Origin of the sequence: Chitinasiproducens palmae (genome assembly GCF_900095735.1) — a bacterium.
Classification (GTDB): domain Bacteria; phylum Pseudomonadota; class Gammaproteobacteria; order Burkholderiales; family Burkholderiaceae; genus Chitinasiproducens; species Chitinasiproducens palmae.
Genome location: NZ_FNLO01000019.1, coordinates 18,773 through 38,093 on the forward strand (window position 1 = coordinate 18,773; position 19,321 = coordinate 38,093).

11 protein-coding genes are annotated in these 19,321 nt (G+C 68.1%); 4 read left to right on the forward strand and 7 right to left on the reverse strand.

Annotated elements, in window-relative coordinates:
* Nucleotides 1–14: 14 nt before the first annotated feature.
* The 4 genes from ligD to BLU54_RS23910 form a co-directional block, all read right to left on the reverse strand.
* Nucleotides 15–2,882 carry a DNA ligase D gene (ligD, locus tag BLU54_RS22565; protein WP_091913367.1) on the reverse strand — a complete coding sequence of 956 codons (2,868 nt, stop codon included), beginning with the start codon at nucleotides 2,880–2,882 and terminating at the stop codon, nucleotides 15–17.
* A 766-nt stretch (nucleotides 2,883–3,648) separates the two neighbouring features.
* Nucleotides 3,649–4,539, reverse strand: coding sequence for a non-homologous end joining protein Ku (ku, locus tag BLU54_RS22570; RefSeq protein WP_235838089.1), 891 nt, complete (start codon nucleotides 4,537–4,539; stop codon nucleotides 3,649–3,651).
* 46 nt (nucleotides 4,540–4,585) lie between these two features.
* On the reverse strand, nucleotides 4,586–6,619 hold the full coding sequence (locus BLU54_RS22575; RefSeq protein ID WP_091913369.1) for a hybrid sensor histidine kinase/response regulator: 2,034 nt from the start codon (nucleotides 6,617–6,619) through the stop codon (nucleotides 4,586–4,588).
* Nucleotides 6,604–6,945: a hypothetical protein gene (locus tag BLU54_RS23910; RefSeq protein ID WP_170845272.1), complete on the reverse strand. Its 342-nt coding sequence runs from the start codon at nucleotides 6,943–6,945 to the stop codon at nucleotides 6,604–6,606. Before BLU54_RS23910 ends, BLU54_RS22575 begins: the two co-directional genes overlap by 16 nt.
* A 197-nt stretch (nucleotides 6,946–7,142) precedes the next feature.
* Between BLU54_RS23910 and BLU54_RS22585 the strand changes: the two genes are divergently transcribed.
* The 3 genes from BLU54_RS22585 (at nucleotide 7,143) to serB (ending at nucleotide 13,240) form a co-directional block, all read left to right on the forward strand.
* On the forward strand, nucleotides 7,143–9,674 hold the full coding sequence (locus tag BLU54_RS22585) for a hybrid sensor histidine kinase/response regulator (RefSeq protein ID WP_091913371.1): 2,532 nt from the start codon (nucleotides 7,143–7,145) through the stop codon (nucleotides 9,672–9,674).
* Nucleotides 9,675–10,071: 397 nt separating this feature from the next.
* Nucleotides 10,072–12,168 (forward strand): ATP-dependent helicase, encoded by a 2,097-nt coding sequence (locus BLU54_RS22590; protein ID WP_235838090.1) that lies wholly within the window; start codon nucleotides 10,072–10,074, stop codon nucleotides 12,166–12,168.
* Nucleotides 12,169–12,382: 214 nt separating this feature from the next.
* Complete coding sequence (gene serB / locus BLU54_RS22595) at nucleotides 12,383–13,240, forward strand: phosphoserine phosphatase SerB (RefSeq protein WP_091913374.1); 858 nt, start codon at nucleotides 12,383–12,385, stop codon at nucleotides 13,238–13,240.
* A gap of 378 nt (nucleotides 13,241–13,618) precedes the next feature.
* On the opposite strand, the gene BLU54_RS22600 is transcribed toward serB, so the two are convergent.
* Both BLU54_RS22600 and BLU54_RS22605 read right to left on the reverse strand, forming a co-directional pair.
* Complete coding sequence (locus tag BLU54_RS22600) at nucleotides 13,619–14,839, reverse strand: cystathionine beta-lyase (RefSeq protein ID WP_091913377.1); 1,221 nt, start codon at nucleotides 14,837–14,839, stop codon at nucleotides 13,619–13,621.
* Nucleotides 14,840–14,936: 97 nt separating this feature from the next.
* Nucleotides 14,937–15,587, reverse strand: a complete 651-nt coding sequence (locus tag BLU54_RS22605) for a hypothetical protein (RefSeq protein WP_139169800.1) — start codon at nucleotides 15,585–15,587, stop codon at nucleotides 14,937–14,939.
* Between the two features lie 481 nt (nucleotides 15,588–16,068).
* Here BLU54_RS22605 and BLU54_RS22610 point away from each other — a divergent pair, with 481 nt between their 5' ends.
* Nucleotides 16,069–16,389 (forward strand): hypothetical protein, encoded by a 321-nt coding sequence (locus tag BLU54_RS22610; protein ID WP_170845273.1) that lies wholly within the window; start codon nucleotides 16,069–16,071, stop codon nucleotides 16,387–16,389.
* A gap of 1,226 nt (nucleotides 16,390–17,615) precedes the next feature.
* Here the strand turns inward: BLU54_RS22610 and rimO are convergent.
* Nucleotides 17,616–18,995 (reverse strand): 30S ribosomal protein S12 methylthiotransferase RimO, encoded by a 1,380-nt coding sequence (gene rimO / locus BLU54_RS22615; RefSeq protein ID WP_091913385.1) that lies wholly within the window; start codon nucleotides 18,993–18,995, stop codon nucleotides 17,616–17,618.
* Between the last annotated feature and the right edge of the window lie 326 nt (nucleotides 18,996–19,321).

Sequence of the window (19,321 nt, forward strand, 5' to 3'; positions counted from 1 at the left end):
CGCGGCCGCCCGCTTCAGCGGCCCCGCAAACGCCGCAGCATGGCGGCCGTCAGGCGGCAGGCGCTCGCGTCGTAATCCCGCCACGGTGCATTGCCGACCGTCGCGATCCGGTCGGCGACGGTGTCGATGCGCCAGTGATTGCCGCCGCTGAGCGAGGGCAACTCGTCCCAGTCGATCGGCACGGAAACGCCGATACCGGGCCTGGCTCTCAGCGAGAACGCGGCCACGGTGCTGGCGCCGCGGCGATTGCGCAGCGCGTCGACGAACACACGCCCTCGCCGGTTGTCCTTGCCGGCCTTCGACGAAAAGCGATCCGGCAGGATGCCGGACAGATGCTCGGCGACCGCCTTGGAGAAGGTCTTGACGGCGTCCCAGTCGTGGTGGCGCGTCAAGGGCACGACTACGTGAACGCCGCCACCGCCGCTGGTCTTGCAGAACGTCGGCAGCCCGAGTTCATCGAGGACCGTCCGCACCAGCGCGGCCGCCTCGGCCATTGTCCGCCACGCCAGTCCCTCGCCCGGGTCCAGATCGAAGATCATCCTGTCGGGACGTTCGATTGCGCCGGCCCGCGCGTTCCAGGTGTGAAATTCAATCGTGCCCATTTGCGCCGCGCCGATCAGCGCCGTCACATCGGGCGCGCAGAGCAACGCTGCGTGGCCGGGATCGAGCGACGGATCGAGTTCCGCCATGCCCTTGATCACGCCCCGCTCCGCATGCTTCTGGAAGAACAGCTCGCCGTCGATGCCCGCCGGCGCCCGCAGCAGCGCGACCGGTCGTTCGGCCAAATGCGGCAGCATCACCGTTGCGGCCTGCTCATAGTAACGGGCCACCGCCCCTTTGCTCACCCCGTGTTCGGCGTCGATCAGGCGGTCAGCGTGGCTGACCGTTACGCCTGCCAGGACGAGGGGCCCGCCGACGGGCTCGGCCGCCGCGTGTCGGCCGGGTCGTGGCTCGTCGCCTGCCGCCTCGCTGCCGGTGCGCCCGCGCCCCGCGGTCGCACGGGCGTGATGCTGCGCCGCTGCGGCACGTTTCGGCGCTGCGGGTTTAGCGCTCGCACGACGGTGGTCCTCTTCGGCCACAGGCTCGCCTTGTGCCTCCGCCGCGACGTCCGTCGCCGCGCGCGGCGCTTCGCGGACGATCGCGCGCGCCGGCTTGTCGCTTCGCAGCGCAACGAAACTGGCGTGCCGAACGCTGCCCGCGTCGGTCCATTCTCCGAATTCGACTTCGGCAACAAGGCGCGGCGCCAGCCACTGGATAGAGTCTCCCGCGGCATGGACGCGCTCCGCGAACGGTGAGCGGTCGGCACGCTGCGGCAGCATCTTGGCCAGCACTGCATCGAGCCGATCGCTGTCGAAGCCGGTGCCGACCCGGCCCGCGTAGTGCAAGGCGCCGTCCTCGCCGTGGACGCCGAGCAACAATGCACCGAACGCTGCGCGACGCCCCTTCGGCGCGGTGTAGCCGCCGATCACGAATTCCTGGCGACGGCGGCATTTGAGCTTGACCCAGCTGGGTTGGCGACCGCCGCGATACGGCGCGTCGGCCAGCTTGCCGATCACGCCCTCGAAGCCGATCCGGCATGCCTCCTCGACCAGATGCTCCGGCGCGACATCCAGGCATGCGGACAAGCGCAGCAGCCCATCGTTGTGGTCGTCGTCCCTGGCCGCCCCGAGCAGCGCTTCGAGCGCCGCTCGGCGGCTGTCGAACGGCTCGTCGCGCAAGTCGCGTCCGTCCCGGAAAGGCATGTCGAACAAGTAGAACACGAGGTCGTCGCTTGCATTGCCTTCGAACGCACGTTGCAATGCCTGGAAGCTCGGCATGCCGTTCGCGTCGAAAGCCACCGCCTCGCCGTCCAACCAGGCGTTGTCCACCGGCAATGCGGCGAGCGCCTTGGCCTGCGCCGGATAGCGCGCGGTCCAATCGTTGCCGCTGCGCGTGAAGATCGTCACGTCGCGCCGACGCCCCAACTTGCGTATGCGGACCAGCACGCGGTAGCCGTCGTACTTCAATTCGTAGCGCCATGCCCCGGTGGGCGGCGCCCGGTCGACCAGGGTCGCCAACTGCGGCGCCACGGTGTCGGGAAACGGCGCCGCGTCATCACCCGCGGCCGCATCCGCTTCGAGACGCGCGTGACGACGGGCGGTGACACGACGCGCAACTGCCGCGGGCCGCACCGGCGCAGGCGGCCCGCTGGCGCGCGCCGGTCGCTTGCCGCCTTTCGCCGTCGCTTGGCCAACCGCCTGCCCGATCGTCGCGGCGCTCAGCACACTCTCCGGCCGCTCGCGCACGATTGCGTCGTCGCTACCTTCGACTGCAGCCTCGTCGCGGCTCTTGATCAACAGCCACTGCGGTTTGTCGCCGCGCGGCCGGGTCCGCACGAGATGCCAGGCGCCTGACAGTTTCTCGCCGTGCAGCGTGAAATCCAGCCGGCCGCGTTGCATTGCGGCCGCCGCGGCTTCCGACGGGTCCTTGCCGGCCGCCTCGTCCGGCTGCCAGGTGCCGCGATCCCATACGATCACTTCGCCCGCGCCGTAGTGCCCAGTCGGAATGGTGCCTTCGAAGCCGCCATAGTCCAGCGGATGGTCTTCGACCTCCACCGCCAGCCGCTTCACCGTCGGATCGAGACTCGGCCCTTTCGGGATGGCCCACGACTTCAGCACCCCTTCGCTTTCCAGCCGGAAGTCGTAGTGCAGACGACGCGCGTCGTGCTTTTGCACGACGAAGCGAAGCGCCGCGCCCGAACGACCGACGGCCGGTGGCGGTTCGGGCGTCTGATCGAACTTGCGCTTGTCGCGGTAGCGCGTCAGCGCGGCGGCGTCGCCTGCTGCAGCAGTGCCGCTGGCATCCTTGCGCGCCCTGCCTGGCGTGTCTGCTTTCGCGACCATTGCCGGCGACGAGACCCCCGCATGCTTTGTCGCCGTCTTCGCAGCGACGCGCTCGACAGTGGATGGCTTGGCGGTGGATGGCTTGACGGTGGACTTCGCGACACCGCGCGGCTGGGCCCCGGCTCCCTCGGCGGCGGCCGTCCTGGCAGTTGCCTTGCCCTTTGCCTTGGTGGCTGCCTTAGTGGTTGCCTTAGCGGTTACGTCGGGGGCTGTCTTAGCTGCTGCCTTAGTGGCTGCCTTGGTTGCTGCATCACCGGATTTCTTATCCGCGGCCTTGGCGGCGCGCTTGCCAGCGCCCCTGGCGGGCTGCCGGCCGTCTTCGGCAGCGCCCGCTTCTGGCGCGCCTGCCGCACCCCGCTGTCCAGTCGCCGCCTTGCGGGACTTTGAGACAGGCGATGCGCCAGAAGCCGCCGCCGCGCCACTACGCGCGGCAGCACCGCGCACCGTTTTCGCAACCTTCTGAGCGCTGGCCGCTCTCGCGCTCGCCTCGGATGCGTTTCCAGTTCGTGTTCCGGCTCGTGTTCCAGCTCGTGTTCCACTCGTAGCCATGGTCGAAGCCAGGTTGTGTCAGGACGCGATTCCAAATTGTAGTCATGGCGGCGGCAGTCAGCGCAGCACCGGGAAGTTCGCTGCGGTCGAACCGCCTTACGGCGTACCGCTCATTCAGCGCTCGTTCAGCCCTCTTAGAGCGCGGCGCCATCAGACGAACACCGACACCGCGCTGCACCACGCACGCTGTTGCTGGATTAAACAGCGGCGCCGGCCGTCAGCCTCGCGTCGCACGTTTGCGCGCCGGGCTGCGGGCTGCCGCGCGCCGGCCGCTGCTGGCGGGCGCGGCTCGCGCGTTGTCGCGGCGACCGCCCAAGCTGCGGCGTAGCAGATCGCTCAGGTCGACCACATCGGCGCCACGCTTCGGCGCCTTTTCCTCGGGCGCGGCGAAGGCGCCCAGCTCATGACTCTTGCCCGCATCGATCTTGCGCTGGACCAGCGCCATGATGTCGTCGTGGAAGGTGTCTCGGTACTGTGCCGGCGCCCACTCCTCGGTCATGTCGTCGATCAGGCGCCCGGCCATTTCAAGTTCGCGCGGATTGATCCCGTTCGCCTTGGTCCCTTCGGGCGGCAGTTTCAGCTCCTCGGGCGAGCGGACCTCGGCATCCCAGCGCAGCGTCGTCAACGACAGCACCGGTCCGGCGGACACCACGGCGCACAGGTGTTGTTTGCCGTGCATCACGATCAATGCGACGCCGATCTTGCCGGACGCCGCCAGCGCCTCGCGCAACAGCGCGTAGACTTTCTCGCCGCTCTTGTCCGGTTCGAGGAAATACGGCGTATCGAGAAACAGGAAAGAGAGTTGCGGTGCGTCGACAAAGGCGAGGATGTCGATGCGCTGCGTCGATTCGACATTCGCGGCCCGAATCTCGTCGTCCGACAACACGACGTAATGTCCCTTCTCGTACTGGACACCACGCACGATGTTGTCGGCGCTGACCTCGTGGCCGTTGGCCTTATTGATCTTCTTGTAGCCGATCGGGTCCAGCGTGCGGCGGTCGAGCAGGTCGAAGCCGACGCGGCCGTGCGTGGTCGCCGGATAGAGCTTGACCGGAATGTGCACCAGTCCAAAGCTGATCGCACCGTGCCACGTCATATGCAAAGCCATCCGTTCACCTCGTCGGTCGAATCACGCACCTTGCCCGGCTGAACCGTCAACGCTCGGCGAGCGCCGCCACCGCGCCCAACAGGCGCGGCGGGTCCACCGGCTTTTCGAAGTGAAGGCAATAACCGTGCTCGAATGCGCGTTGACGTTCCTCCTGCCCTGCCAGGGCGGTGACCGCGATCGCCGGAGGCCGCCGCGACTCGGCGACGGCGGCGTCGTTTTCCCATGAGCGGATGTGCGACAGCGTCGCATAGCCGTCGCATTCGGGCATTGCAATGTCGCAGATCAGCACGTCGGGCTCGCGCGCCGCGCCGCGCTCGGCCAGCAGCGCGAGTGCCGCCGCGCCCGACTCGGCACGCAGCACTTCCGCACCCCGGTCTTCGAGGACCGCACAGATGGCTTCCCGCACCTCCGTCTGATCGTCCACCACCAGCACCGACACACCGGCCAGCGACGGCAGCGGTGCCGGGGCGTCGCCAAGTCCAGTGCCATGCAGTGCGCCCTGCGCTGCGCCATGCGGCCCGTTGGTTCCCGCGCCGCTCTCGTCGAAGTCGGGGTCTGTCGTACCTGCTGCACCCGCCGCACCCGTTACACCACCATTGACGTGCTTGAGGTCGACGGTCTCGCCTGCGTGGTGGGCATCCGGCGTGTCCCGTGACTCGTAAGGCAGCGTCATTGCCATCCTCGCGCCATGCCCCGGCCCTTCGCTGAAGGCCGTCAGACGGCCGCCGTGCGCGGCAACCAGACGATGGGCGACCGCCAGCGACACGCCGAAGCCGTCGACGCGCCGCGTGTAGACGTTGTCGAGGTAGGCGAACGGCTCGAACAGACGCTCGGCGGCATCGGGCGGAAAACCGTGTCCATGGTCCTGCACGCTCAGTTCCACCACCGCTTCGCCGACCTGCACGCCGATGTGGATCTCCGCGCCGTCGTCGGAGAACTTCGACGCGTTCGACAGCAGGCTGACCAACACGCTGACCAGACGCTGCAGGTCGCCCTCGATCTCGACGCTCAATTGCGACGGCGCGGCGTCGACCATCAGCCGCTGATGCTTGGTCTTCCAGCGCGCCCGGCAGCGCGCGATCGCGATATTGATCGGCATGTCGATCGGGAAACGGGTGCGCGCCAACGCGAAGTCGCCGGCAAGCACGCGCGTGGCATCCACCAGCGCGTCGATCTGCCTGACTTGCGAGGCCAGCCCGTCGCGAATGCCATGCAACGCGCGGTAGGTGAGCGAACCTTCGGCCTCCGCCGTGCCGCGCTGGCTACCGAGCGCCCGCTCGAGGACGTGTGCCCAGCCCTGCACGCTGGCCAGCGGCGAGCGCAATTCGTGCGACAGGACCGCCAGGAATCGCGTACGCGGATCGTCGTCCGTTTGCTGCGGGACGTGCCCACCGGTTCGCCTCGCCTCACTGCCCGAGGCGGGCTCCTGCCCGACCGGGGTCAGCGGGTCATCACGCTGCGGTGCCGCTGCATTCGGGTCTCGACCCTGCGCTGCCGTCGTCGGCACGCGGGTCGAGCCACCGATGCTCGAGGTCGCTGCTGCTTCACGATCGCCGCCAGCGGCAACACCGCTGGCCTGTTCGACGGCGGAAGGCGCATCGGCACGCTGCCGATCGCTTTCGTCGGCCGCGCCCGCAGACGCCGGCTGCGCGGGGGCGAGCCGCGAGTCGATCGGCAGGGCCTCCACCGCATCGGTCCCCTGCTCGATCGCATGCTCGATCCCGTGCGCGGCGCGCGCCCGCAGCGTGACGATCACCCCCGCGGTACGGCCGTCAAAATCAGTATAAGGCGCCAATCTCAATACGCCGCTGCGACCGGCATCCGTCTCGAACGGCGTCTGTACGGTCCGCGAGTCAAGCGCGTCCGCGGCTGCCTGCTGCAATACGCCGCGCGCGCCGCTCGCTGCGCCGACATTCTGCGATACCATCGCCTCCAGGCTGGCCGCCAAGCCGTCCGTCCCGCCAGTGACGATGCGGACCGCATGGTCTGGACGCAGCCGAACGGCGAAGTCGCGGCCCTGCGTCGGGCGCGCCGTCGCGTCACGGTCCAGGATGAAAACCTCGGTCAGTTCGTCTCGCATTCTTGGTCTCGGCGGCGCAGTCTTGCTGCGCAGATACACTGGCTTCGGTCGGTTGCTTCCGTCAGGGCCGGATCGTCGCGCCGCGGCCGGCGCGGATCCGCGCCGGTGATGTCGCCGGTGATGTCGCCGGTGATGTCGCCGGTGATGTCGCCGGTGATGTCGCCGGTGATGTCGCCGGTGATGTCGCCGGTGATGGCACCGTTGCCGCATTGTCGCGATCCGTTCCACACTGCGGGAACTTGCAGGTGATCTCCGCAGATTTCATGCCCAGCGGCCGAAGCCCGTTTGCCCCGCCGTTGCGCGGTATCCGGGTGCCGCCACGCCAATTTCGTGTACCGAATCCTGAGTCAGACACCGCCAGGCGGGGCGGCGCCAGGCGGGCGCGGCGATGGCAGACGCGGCACCCGCTGGCTACGACAACACGGGCTTGCCATGCCCGACGATATGACTAATAGTTACGGTTCCTCCCGGTGCTGGAGCGGCACGATGCCGTCCGCAGGCTGGCGGGTCGCCGACTAAAGCAATGGACCTCAGACACAGACAAGCTCGCTTCGTCGCCGCCCTCTGGCCTTACCTCCTGGCGCTGGTCACGACCGGCGTGGTTGCCCTGCCTCGCTTCGCGCTGCACCTCGGTCACACCTCGTCATTGCTGCCGTTCATCGGCTCGGTCGTCGTTTCCGCCTGGTTCGGCGGCATCGAGGCCGGCCTGATTGCGACCGCGCTCGGCACGGTCGCCGGCCTGCCGTGGCTCAGCAAGCGTCAAGCGTTCGATCCGTCGGCGCCCGCGCACGCAGACGTACTGATGGTGGGACTATTCATCGTGTCCGGCATTCTGATCAGCGCGGCACTGGCCTCGCTGCGCCTTGGGCGCGCGCGCCTGCTCGACGGCAGCCGCCGTCTGGCCGCCGAAGTCGACGAGCGCCGCCGTGCCGAGGCCGACGCCCGCCGCCAGCGCGACTGGTTCGGCGTGACGCTGGACAGCATCGGCGACGGCGTGATCATCACCGACACGAATGGACGCGTCGCCACGATGAACGCCGTGGCCGAGGCACTCACCGGTTACCGCTTGAGCGATGCGCAGGACCGCCCGCTGCGCAACATCCTGCGACTGCGCGCGAGCCCGCCGCCGGTCGGCGACAACGTGGCGCCGTTCCATGCCGCTTCGGCCGGAGGTATCGGGCGGGCATGGCATGAGGCACCGGTGCCTGCCGATAAACCCGCGCAAGACGCGCCTCCTGAACTGCGCTACGACCACGCGGCGTCGGAAGCGGCCCCATTTGCGCCGGACGAGCGCGACGAGGCGGGCTGGCCGACGCTGGGCAGCGGCGTCCGATGGCGCGCCGGCCGACAGACGATTCGCACGCTGCTCAGCCGCGACGGCATCGAGCGCCCGGTGGAGCTGAGCATCGCGGCGATCCATGACGACGACGGCAACGCAGGGCGCGATCCGGCCGAGGACGGCGGCAGCTCGATCGTCGTCTTTCGGGACATCACCGACCGCTACCGCGCGGAAGCGAAAGTACGGGCCAGCGAGGAGCGGCTGGCGGACTTCTTCGAGAACGTCGATGTCGGGCTCAATCTGGTCGATGCGCGCGGCACCATCCTGCGTGCCAACCAATCGATGCTCGAACTGCTGTCCTGTCAACGCGAGAACTACGTCGGACAACCGCTCAGCCGTTTCTGGCAGCAGCCTGAGCGCTTCGAAGGGGCGCTCGCCCGCCTCCTTGCCGGCGACTCCGTGCGCAACGTCGAAGGCACGTTGCTCGGCCGGGACGGCAAGACCCACGACGTGCTGCTCGATGCGAACGGGCACTGGGACGGCAGCCGCTTCCAATATGCGCGCTGCGTGATCCGCGACATCAGCGACCGCAAGCGCGCGGAGCTGGAAGCGGGCCGCCTGATGGAAAGCCTGCGCGCGGCGGACCGCAACAAGGACGAGTTCATCGCGGTCCTCGCGCACGAACTTCGCAACCCGCTGGCACCGATCAGCGCTTGCATCGACATCTTGTCGCGCCACCCCGATGAAGCGAGTGCGCAGCGCGCACGCGACATCATGAGTCGACAGATCAACCAGATGGTCCGTCTCGTCGACGACCTGCTGCAGATTTCGAGAATCACGCACAACCGTCTCGAATTGCGCCGGGAGCGCGTGTCGCTCCAGCGCGTCATCGACAGTGCCGTCGAGGCCAGCCGCACGCTGATCGACACGCGTGCGCACAGCCTGCGCGTCGACACCGGCGACACGCCACTGATCGTCGATGCCGACCCCGCGCGACTGGCCCAGGTGTTTTCGAATCTGCTGAACAACGCCGCGAAGTTTACGCTGCCCGGTGGCCGCATCGAACTGACCGCGCGCGCCGAGGGCAGCGAAGCGTGCGTCACGGTGCAGGATAACGGCGTCGGCATCCCGGCGGACATGCTCGATCAGGTCTTCGACACCTTCACGCGCATCGAACCTTCGGAGGACGTCGTGCCGGGCGGCCTCGGTCTTGGCCTGTCGCTGGTGCGCAAGCTCACGCGCCTGCATGGCGGCCACGTGTCGGTGGCGAGCGAGGGACTGGGCCACGGCGCCACGTTCCGGGTCTGGCTGCCGCTGCTCGCCACCGACCCGCTGCCGTCGCAGGCGCCGCAGGCCGCGGCGTCGGCAGCGCGTCCGCTGCGCATCCTGGTGGTCGATGACAACCTCGACGCGGCCGAGGCCCTCGACGCGATGCTGGCGCTCGATGGACACGAAACGCAGCGCGCGCCGGATGGCGAGACGGCACTGACGTTGATCGAGACCTTCCGCCCGGAGCTGGTCTTCCTGGACATCGGCCTGCCCGGCATCAGCGGCTACGAGTGCGCCACACGCATACGCGCGATGCCCTGGGGGGCGCGCACCACGTTGGTCGCGCTGACCGGCTACGGACAGGACAAGGACGTGCGGCAAGCGCGCGAGGCGGGCTTCGACGACCACCTCGTCAAGCCTGCGTCAGCCGCGGCGATCCAGCGCATGGTGTCGGTGGTCGCGAGTTTCCCGACGCCGGTACCCGCCGCCGTGCCCCATCCAGACTGAGCGCCGTGGCGGTCTGCCGGCGCGGTTGCAAGCCACCGCCAGCGGCGCTACAGTCGCTGCGACCGGCCGCCTGCTTTGCAACGCCGTTGGCGACACCGGTGGCGCTACCGTTGATGATACGGTTCGCACCCGGGCGCGCAGCCGTTGCAACCGGACCGTGCCATGGCGCCGAACAGCACCAGATGGCGAGCCGGCTCGACGGCATGCGACGATCCGCGCCAGTGCGCCGCGCTGTCCAGCGATCGACGAACTGGTTCGATTCGCCTCCATCGGCGCGCGGGACAACGCCCCAGCGTCTCGATGCGGGCCGCGGCGCGGCGCCGCACGAGGCATGCTGCGAGCGGTGCGTTCCCGCCGCACACGCGTCCCGATCAATTCACTCCCCGCCCAACCTCTCGTGACTTCCGACGTCTCGCCCACGACGCCCTTGCCGCCCGATGGTGCAGCCGATGCGCTGGCCAGACTCTACGCGACCCTGAACGACGAGCAACGCGCCGTGGTCGACGCGCCGGCGGATCTGCCGCTGCAGGTGATCGCCGGCGCGGGGACCGGCAAGACCAATACGCTGGTACACCGGGTGATTCGGCTGATCGAGCGCGGCGTGGCGCCTGACGCGATCATGCTGCTGACCTTCTCCCGCCGCGCCGCCGAAGAGATGCGCGGCCGGGTGATGCGACTGCTGGCCAGCGCAGGCATGCCCGAAATCCGTCTCGATTGGGCCGGCACCTTCCACGCGACCGGCGCGCAACTGCTGCGCGACTACGCGGGCGTGATCGGCTTGTCGCCCAATTTCACCATCGCCGATCGCGACGACTCGGCCGATCTGCTCGGCCTGCTGCGGCACGAACTGGGGCTCGACGAAACCGCACAGCGTTTCCCGACGCGTCAGACCTGCCTCGCGATCTATTCGCGGGTCGTCAACACGGGCGCTGCGCTGCAGGCGGTCGTTGCCGAGCACTTTCCGTGGTGTGCCGGCTGGGAAGTGCAGCTCAAGCGCCTGTTCGCCAACTACGTTGCCGCCAAGCAGGCGGACCAGGTGCTCGACTATGACGACCTGTTGTTGATCTGGGAGCGCATGCTCGACGTGCCGTTGATTGCCGACGATCTGCGTGCCCGCTTCAGCCATGTGCTGGTCGACGAATATCAAGACACCAACCGGCTTCAGGCCAGCCTGCTGTTCGCGATGCGCCCGCATGGGCAAGGCTTGACGGTAGTGGGCGACGACGCGCAGTCGATCTATGCATTCCGCGGCGCCGAGGCCGCGAATATGTTCGAGTTCGTCGAACAGTGCACGCCGGCCGCCACTGTCCTGACCCTGACGCGGAACTACCGCAGCAGCGCGCCGCTGCTGGCGGCATCGAACGCGGTGATCCACGAGGCGGCGCGCCGCCATCCGAAAACGCTGTGGACCACGCGCGCGGACGGCGAAGCACCGTCGCTGGTCAGTCTTGCCGACGAGACTGCGCAGGCGGACTACGTGTCGTTGCAGGCGCTGGCGCGCCGCGAAGGCGGCGCCCGGCTGCGCGACCAGGCCATTCTCTTTCGAACCGGCACGCACAGCGCCGCGCTGGAGGTCGCGCTGGGCGCGCGCCGTATCCCGTTCCGCAAATTCGGCGGTCTCAAATTTCTCGACGCGGCGCACGTGCGCGACCTGCTCGCCATCCTGCGCTTCGCGCAGAATCCGCGCGAGCGCGTTGCCGGCTTCCGCGTGCTCCAGTTGCTGCCCGGCGTTGGCGCGGCAACCGCTGCGCAGACGTTGGCCGCGATCACCACCGCGCTGGGTTCCGCCGTCGCGCCACCGCGCGGCTTCCGCCTGCCCGAGCCGAAACGCGCGCTGGCCCATTGGGATGCGTTGGCCGATCTGCTCGCGGCATTGGCGCAACCGGTCGAACCCGTCGGCGCGCAGGTGGAACGCGCGCTTGCCTGGTACGAGCCCTGGCTGGCGGCGCGCTTCGACGACGCCGCGATCCGCATCGAGGATCTGCATGCACTGGCCCGCATCGCGCACACCTATCCGAGCCGCGAACGCTTTCTTGCCGAACTGACCCTCGACCCACCGGACGCCGTCAGCGACCAGGCCGCCGACCCGATGCTCGACGATGACTATTTGATCCTGTCGACGATCCACTCCGCGAAGGGCCGCGAGTGGCGCCATGTGACCCTGCTCAACGCGGTCGACGGCTGCCTGCCGGCCGACATGGCGACGCGCAACGCGAGCGAACTTGAGGAAGAGCGCCGGCTGCTGTACGTGGCGATGACGCGCGCCCGGGAGACGCTTGAGATCGTCCTGCCTTTGCGCTTCCACGTCCACCAACAGGCGGCCGGCGGCGACCGCCATGTATTCGCGCAACGCACGCGCTTCATTCCGCCCAAGCTACTGTCCTTGTTCGACTCGCGGGCTTGGCCAAGCGCGGCGCCCAGCGAAACCGGGCGGCAAGCGCTGGCGGCGCTGCGTGTCGACATCGCGGCCAAGCTGCGCAGCATGTGGGACTGACCGAAGGCACGGCGCCGGTCTCCACGGCAGCAACGTACACGCCGGGTTGCAACGACGGCCGCAACGACGGTCGCAAGATGCGCCGGCCGCGACGCGGGCGACAAAGGTCGGCGCAACCACTAGAATGGGCGCTCGCCGCACCGCCGCCTGTCGACGTGTCGGCCCGTCGCCGCGCAAGCCTCCGTGCGCCCCGCCCTCACCGTGTGTTGCTGTCATGAATCTCGTCATCCAAGGCGTTCAGCCGCTTGCCGCTGCTCAAATCGATTCGGTGCGCGCCGCGCTCGGCCACGGCGCCCCTGCGCCGGAGACGGTCGATGCCCATGCCGTTCGCTTCGCGTTCGGCGAAACGCCGCCCTCGGAGCCGGTGCGAACCGGGCTGGCCCAAGTATGCGAAGCGATGTCGCTCGATTGCGCATGGCTCGCGCCGGGCAGGATGGCCGACTTCGCGGTACTCGCGATGGACATGGACTCAACGTTGATCACCATCGAGTGCATCGACGAAATCGCCGACTTCTGCGGCGTCAAGGACCGCGTTGCGGCGATTACCGAAGCGGCCATGCGCGGCGAGATCAAGGACTTCGCTGAAAGCCTCACACGTCGCGTCGCGCTGCTCGAGGGGTTGGAGGCGACGGCGCTGGAGCAGGTCTATCTCGAACGCCTACGGCTTTCGCCGGGCGCCGAAACGCTGCTGGCGCGGGCGCGCGAAGCCGGTTTGAAGACGCTGCTGGTATCGGGCGGCTTCACCTTTTTCACCGAGAAACTGCAGACGCGCCTTGGTCTCGACTTCACCCATGCGAACCGGCTGGAAGTGGTCGACGGCAAGCTGACCGGCCGCGTCGACGGTCCGATCCTCGACGCGGCCGGCAAGGCCCGCGAATTGCGCCTGACCTGCCAACGGCTGGGCGTGCCGACGGCACGCGCCATCGCGATCGGCGACGGCTCGAACGATCTGGCCATGATGGCCGAAGCCGGCGTGTCGGTTGCCTACCATGCGAAGCCAAAGGTCCGCGAAGCCGCCAGCGTGGCGTTGAGCCATGTCGGCCTGGACGGCGTGCCGCGCCTGTTTGCCTAGCGGCGCCCGCGCTACTCGGCATACCGCAACGCGCGGCCGCGCAAACGGGCGCGCTTCCTGATCGCCGTGCCGACGTGCGTCGCGCCGTGAAGCGCGCCCACGCGTGGCGCCACTCGGCATCCTGCGGCCACGCCTGACGGCAAGGCAGTGCAACCGCCACGGCAAGGCAAGGCAAGGCAAGGCGAGGCGCCCGAAGGCCCGCGGTACCGCACTTCGCCCAGTGCGCTTCGTGCCGTAGTCAGATGCCGCGTCCAGTTGCCGCGGGTCAGCGGGTGCAGGCGGTCGGCTCGTGCAGCCGACTCATGCAGTCGACTAATGCAGCCGACTCATGCGGACGGCTCAGGCGGACGGCTCAGGCGGACGGCTCAGGCGGACGGCTCAGGCGGGCGATTGAACCAGATGCGTTGACAGGCTCTGCTCCAGATCCGCGCGCAGATCGTCTTCGCTTTCAAGACCGATGAAGAACCGCACCAACTGCCCGCTGTGCGGCCATTCGCTGGCCGTGCGCATGGCACCGATCCGGTAGGGCACCGCAAGACTGTGCGCGCCGCCCCAGCTGAAGCCGATCTTGAACAGAGACAGGCCCTCGACGAACGCGTCGACCTGCTCGGCACTGTAAGACGGTTCGAAGATCACCGAGAACAGGCCGCCGGCTCCGGTGAAGTCGCGTCGCCAGTGTTCGTGACCGGCGCAATCCGGCAGCCCCGGATGCAGCACGCAGTCGATCTCGGGACGCAACTTGAGCCATGCGGCAAGCGACAACGCCGTGCGCTCGTGCGCCGCGTAACGGATTTCCAGCGTGGCCAGGCTGCGCAGCAGCAGCGAGCAGTCGTCAGCCGACACACCCAGCCCCAACCGCATGCGGGCGCGCTTCAACGCGCCGTGGATCGCGGCATCGTTGCTGATCGTCGCGCCCATCAGCACATCGCTGGCGCCGGATTGGTACTTGGTCAGGGCCTGCACCGAAACGTCGCAGCCATGCTCGAACGGCTTGAACGACAAGCCGGCCGCATACGTGTTGTCGATCGCGACGATCACACCGCGCTCCCGGCCGGCGCCGTGCGCGTGCGCCGCCGCTGCGATTGCCGGCACGTCGGGGACTTCCATTGTCACCGACCCTGGTGCCTCGACCCACACCAGGCGGGTATTGTCCTGCAGCAGTGCCGCGATCCCCGCACCGATCATCGGATCGTAATAGCGGACACTGACGCCGAAGTCACGGGCCAGCCAGTCGCCGTGGTCCCGATTCGGCGTGTATGCATTGTCCGGCACCAGCACGTCGTCACCCTGGCGCAGGAACGCGAAATAGACATTGGAGATCGAGGCAAGGCCGGACGGCTGCAACAGCGCGTGCTTGCCGCCCTCGATCATTGCCAGCCGGCGTTCGAGCGTGCGCGACGTCGGCGTGCCATGCAGGCCATAGCGCCATTGCGTGTCGTCCTCGAAGCGAAAGTCGCGCATCGTCGCGAGGTCCGGAAACACGACGGTCGACGCGCGCGCCACCGCCACCGGAAACGCGTCGAAACCCGGCGCGCTGGGCGTGTCGTCGTGCAGCAACTGCGTGACCAGTGAATGCGCGCCGGATGGTTTGGAATTCATTGTCTTCGTGCGGGCGAACACCCGGTGTTGAAAACCTCAAAGGATGCCACATGCGGTGCAGTGCAGCACGGCCGAAGCCGTGCCCGCTTGCGATCGATCAACGCACCGGCCGCAGATCGACCGGCTGCGCGCGACTGCCGTCCACCTCGCTGCGCTCGCCGATCAACGAGCCGTCGCGTTGGAACTGCCCTACCCAGACACCGCTGATGCGCGTGCCATCGTCGGACTCCTCGAGCGTCAGCGTCGTGCCATCGACGTCGCCCGCCAGCAGGATTGCGCGCTGGCCGCCCACCTCGTGGTATTCGCCGTGCCAGCCGCCAACGTCATCGGAATCGGCGCCAGCGGGCTTCGGACCCAGCCTCACCTCGATGCGACGACCGCCCAGCGTGCCGCTGTAGCGCGGCAACACAGCGTAGGCCGGATCGGGCCGCAGCACCCGCCGTTCATTGCTGGACTCGGCCGCCAGCGCGGCATTCACATCAGCCGCCGCAGCGGCGCTCTGGCTGGTGATCGACGTCACCGCCGTGCGTCCGGCCTGCGCCGCACGCACGCTGTCGCTCACCGCACAGCCGCAGAGCAGCAGCGCGCCGCCGGACAGCACCAAGGCGCCCGCCAGGGAAGCCGCCAGGGCGTCACTGCGCGGACGCGATGCCGACGAGACGTTCGTGGGTCCGGTGCTGATGATCGCGCCCCCCAGCGTGCCGGGACGGCGGATGAGCGAAGCGAAAAGCAATTGTTTCCGTGACATCGAATATTGACTTGATTGACTGAGGCAGGAGCGGCGCAAAGCCGGAGCGGCGCGATGCACGCACCGCGCAGGCACAGCATCGCGCAGGCATGACATCGCGAGATACTACCTGGGCGCGTCGGCAGGCACCGTCGCCGCTTGCCTGTGCCGATGCGGGCGTCGCATCCTCGCGCGGCCTGCTCGATGAGCGCGGTCCGCAGGCTAGGGCCAGGCTGACAACCGATGCAGCCGGCTGCGCCGCTCTTGAACGTATGCCGCCGCGTTGCAACGATCAACGCGCTGCCTCCAGGCGCCCCATTGCTGCCGGGCATGCGGCCTTCGCGTTATTATCGCCGCTTTGCGGACAGCACCGCCCGCGACAGGATTTCCGATGACCGTTCGTCGACTCGTCAGCCGTACCACAGCGCGCCGTTCCAGCTTGCCCCTGGCCATCTGCAGCGCACTTGCATTGGGCGCTTGCAGCAGCTTCCACGTGCCATTCATGTCGCCACGCTCGCCCGACCTGCGTCCGGCGCGAAGCGCCGCCGAAAACATGGTCGAAATCGATGCCGCAACGCGCTCTGGCTGCGCGTCGGTCAGAAACGTGGAGCGTCCGGAGCGCGGCGCGCGCGACAACACCACGCAGCGTTGGATCGCCCACACCTGCAACGGCGACCTCGTCTATGACGTCGTCACCACGCCGCCTGCTCCCGGCCAGAAGAACCCGACCGTCAAGGTGGTACCGGTCGGCGGCGTTGTCGACCGGCCGGCCAACCCGAACGCAAAGCCGGCCCTCCCTGAAGGCACGACCGGCGCCGACTGATCCCGGCAAGGCGTCTGGGGCGCGAGACGGCGTCGCGCATGCTGGCGAGCCAGGCGATCGGCGCCGGTGGGCGGATAGGCTGATAAAACTGGCCGCCTGTACCGTTGCTGGCGGCGACACGCTGTCGCGGAATCGCCGCGCGCACGGCGGCGCGGGGGTTTGAGCCGCCTTTGCGTGGAAGCGCAAGCGGAAGACGAGCGAAACACGCGGCGTTGACGGCCCGGCTTGCGCCGCGGCGAGCGTTCTCCCGGGCACGGCGGCACTGACGCAGCAACGGCTCGCGCCGTCTGCTGACGGCGCCGCCATCACAATGCCCGCAAACACGCAATCGCCGGCCATCTCGACCGACTGTAGCCGCGTCGGGAGCCGCGTTGGACGCGTGCAAGAGTGGTCTGTCCATCCCGGGTGTCGTGGCGGCTCGCCGGATCCTGAGTCGATTGGCTAGCAGGCGCTGCGGCGTCGGCTAAGCGCCGCTCGCATTGCCCGCACTAGCGGGTATATCGCGACGGCCTCTCCGCTGCGCGCACCCAGCCTGTCTCCGCAATACCGCGGCGCACCGGTGACCGCCTTCAAGATCTCGCAGCAAGCATGGCTTGCCGCGACCAGGCCTCGGTTTGCTCGGAATGCGGGAGGTCGTCGCCAACGCCGCGACGATTGCACAGCGAGGTCGACCTGTCGATTTGCAGTTTATCTACCGTGCCGTCGTGGGCGTGCCCATCCGCCAGCCAGTCGTCTGTACGACCGCCACGTTGGACCGTTGCCGGCCCACGAACGCGGATGAGGCGTAGGCCCGCAACGCGTCGGCCCGGGACTGCTCGCCTAGCCAAGGTACGCGGACACCAAGACACGTTTGCCCGAAGGCATCAGCAGGCCAACCTGCACCGGGATCGCGGGCAGCGGAGCACCATCCCTTCTGTGGCGGAACTGGCTGACACTGGCTTTCCCGCCGAAAGCGACACGGCAGGCAGGCGGTGGCCTGGCGGTGGCTGCGCTTCCGACCGCTGCGTCGCGGGTTTCTTCAACATTGCCGAACATCGCCCTCTCGGCACCCTCTCGGATCAGCGAAGCCGCGCATTGCCTGGCGAGGCTGCGTCCACGGCCGCCCAGCGACCCACGCGTCCGCCCGCGCAGCCGGCCACCTTACGTCAAACGAAGCACGTCGGACGCCTCGCAACTCGCCGCAAATTGCTGGCGGCAGTGCGCTCGTGCCGAGGGTGGCACCGCAATCAGACATCGCCCCACAGATCGTGCCCATCCGCACCGGTGATTTTCGCCGAAACGAAATCGCCGACCTTATAGCGGCTCGACGCGCGGCGCGGCGGCGCAAGGTAGACCACACCATCGATTTCCGGCGCATCCGCGGCGCTGCGTCCAATCCCGCCTTCCGGCGTCAACTCATCGACAAGCACGCGAATCGACTTGCCAACCCGCCGTTTCATACGGCGCGCCGAGACGCGCTCGGCCACTTCCATCACGCGTGCACGGCGTTCCTCCCGCACGACGTCCGGCAACGCACCGTCAAGTTCATTCGCGGTCGCGCCTTCGACAGGCGAATAGGCGAAGCAACCGACGCGGTCGAGTTCCGCTTCGTTGAGGAAATCGAGCAGCGTTTCGAATTGCGCTTCAGTCTCGCCCGGAAAACCGGCGATGAAAGTGCTGCGGATCGTCAGGTCAGGACAGATTTCTCGCCACCGCTGAACGCGCTCGAGCGTGCGCTCGGCATTGGCCGGCCGCTTCATGCGCTTCAGGACGTCCGGATGCGCATGCTGCAGCGGCACGTCGAGGTAAGGCAGAATGCGCCGCTCGGCCATCAGCGGAATGATGTCGTCGACGTGCGGATAGGGGTAGACATAGTGCATCCGCACCCACGCCCCATATTCCCCCGCGAGTTCGCCCAGGGCCGACGCCAGCTCGAACAGCCGCGTCTTGATGGGGCGGCCGCGCCAGAAGCCAGTGCGATACTTGACGTCGACACCGTAGGCACTGGTGTCCTGCGAAATGACCAGCAGTTCCTTGACGCCGCTCTTGAACAGGTTTTCCGCCTCAAGCATGACCTCGCCGATCGGACGCGACACCAGATCGCCGCGCATCGAAGGGATGATGCAGAACGTGCAACGGTGATTGCAGCCCTCCGAAATCTTCAGGTACGCGTAGTGCCGCGGCGTCAGCTTGACGCCGGCAGCCGGCACGAGATCGGTAAACGGGTCGTGCGGCCGAGGCAGGTGCGTATGGACCGCCTGCATGACCTCGCCCAGCGCATGCGGCCCGGTCACGGCCAGCACCCGCGGATGGACCTCCTCGATCAGGCCGCTGCCGCCCGCGCCTTTCTTCGCACCGAGGCAGCCGGTGACGATGACCTTGCCGTTCTCGTTCAGCGCCTCGCCGATCGCATCCAGGCTCTCCTGCACCGCTTCGTCGATGAAGCCGCACGTGTTGACGACCACAAGGTCCGCGCCGTCATAGTTGCCTGCGATCTGGTAACCCTCGGCGCGCAGTTGCGTGAGGATCTGCTCGGAATCGACCAGCGCCTTCGGGCAACCGAGACTGACAAAGCCGACGCGCGGTACCGGCTGTTTGGGGGAAGCGGAGTTTTCGATGTTTTCCATGACGATCCGTCAGCCCGTCGGGCGGCGTGGCACCGCCAAGGGCTTGAATAAGCCGGGATTTTAGCCTTGTCGGGCGACTTGCGCCGAAATTTAGGTAAAGGTGGCCGACAGGCCTTACGAAACGCCGAGCGAACCGTGCCGGCGGTCGTGGCGGGGTGAGCCGAACCCACCGCCGCACAGCCGCGCGACGGTGCAGTCGGATATCGAAGCGAATGGGGTGGACACCGGAGGACCCTCCCGGTCACGGCACCGCCCGCTCCGTGACTTGCCAGGCTCGCCGGGTTTGGCCGGTTTGGCCGGTTTGGCCGGTTTGGCCGGTTTGGCCG

Excerpts from the sequence above, each read along its gene's own strand:
- BLU54_RS22575 (WP_091913369.1), bottom strand. The coding sequence starts at position 6,619 with ATGCGAGACGAACTGACCGAGGTTTTCATCCTGGACCGTGACGCGACG.
- ligD (WP_091913367.1), bottom strand. The coding sequence starts at position 2,882 with ATGGTCGCGAAAGCAGACACGCCAGGCAGGGCGCGCAAGGATGCCAGC.
- BLU54_RS22585 (WP_091913371.1), top strand. The coding sequence starts at position 7,143 with ATGGACCTCAGACACAGACAAGCTCGCTTCGTCGCCGCCCTCTGGCCT.
- rimO (WP_091913385.1), bottom strand. The coding sequence starts at position 18,995 with ATGGAAAACATCGAAAACTCCGCTTCCCCCAAACAGCCGGTACCGCGC.
- BLU54_RS22605 (WP_139169800.1), bottom strand. The coding sequence starts at position 15,587 with ATGTCACGGAAACAATTGCTTTTCGCTTCGCTCATCCGCCGTCCCGGC.
- BLU54_RS22610 (WP_170845273.1), top strand. The coding sequence starts at position 16,069 with ATGTCGCCACGCTCGCCCGACCTGCGTCCGGCGCGAAGCGCCGCCGAA.
- serB (WP_091913374.1), top strand. The coding sequence starts at position 12,383 with ATGAATCTCGTCATCCAAGGCGTTCAGCCGCTTGCCGCTGCTCAAATC.
- ku (WP_235838089.1), bottom strand. The coding sequence starts at position 4,539 with ATGGCTTTGCATATGACGTGGCACGGTGCGATCAGCTTTGGACTGGTG.
- BLU54_RS22600 (WP_091913377.1), bottom strand. The coding sequence starts at position 14,839 with ATGAATTCCAAACCATCCGGCGCGCATTCACTGGTCACGCAGTTGCTG.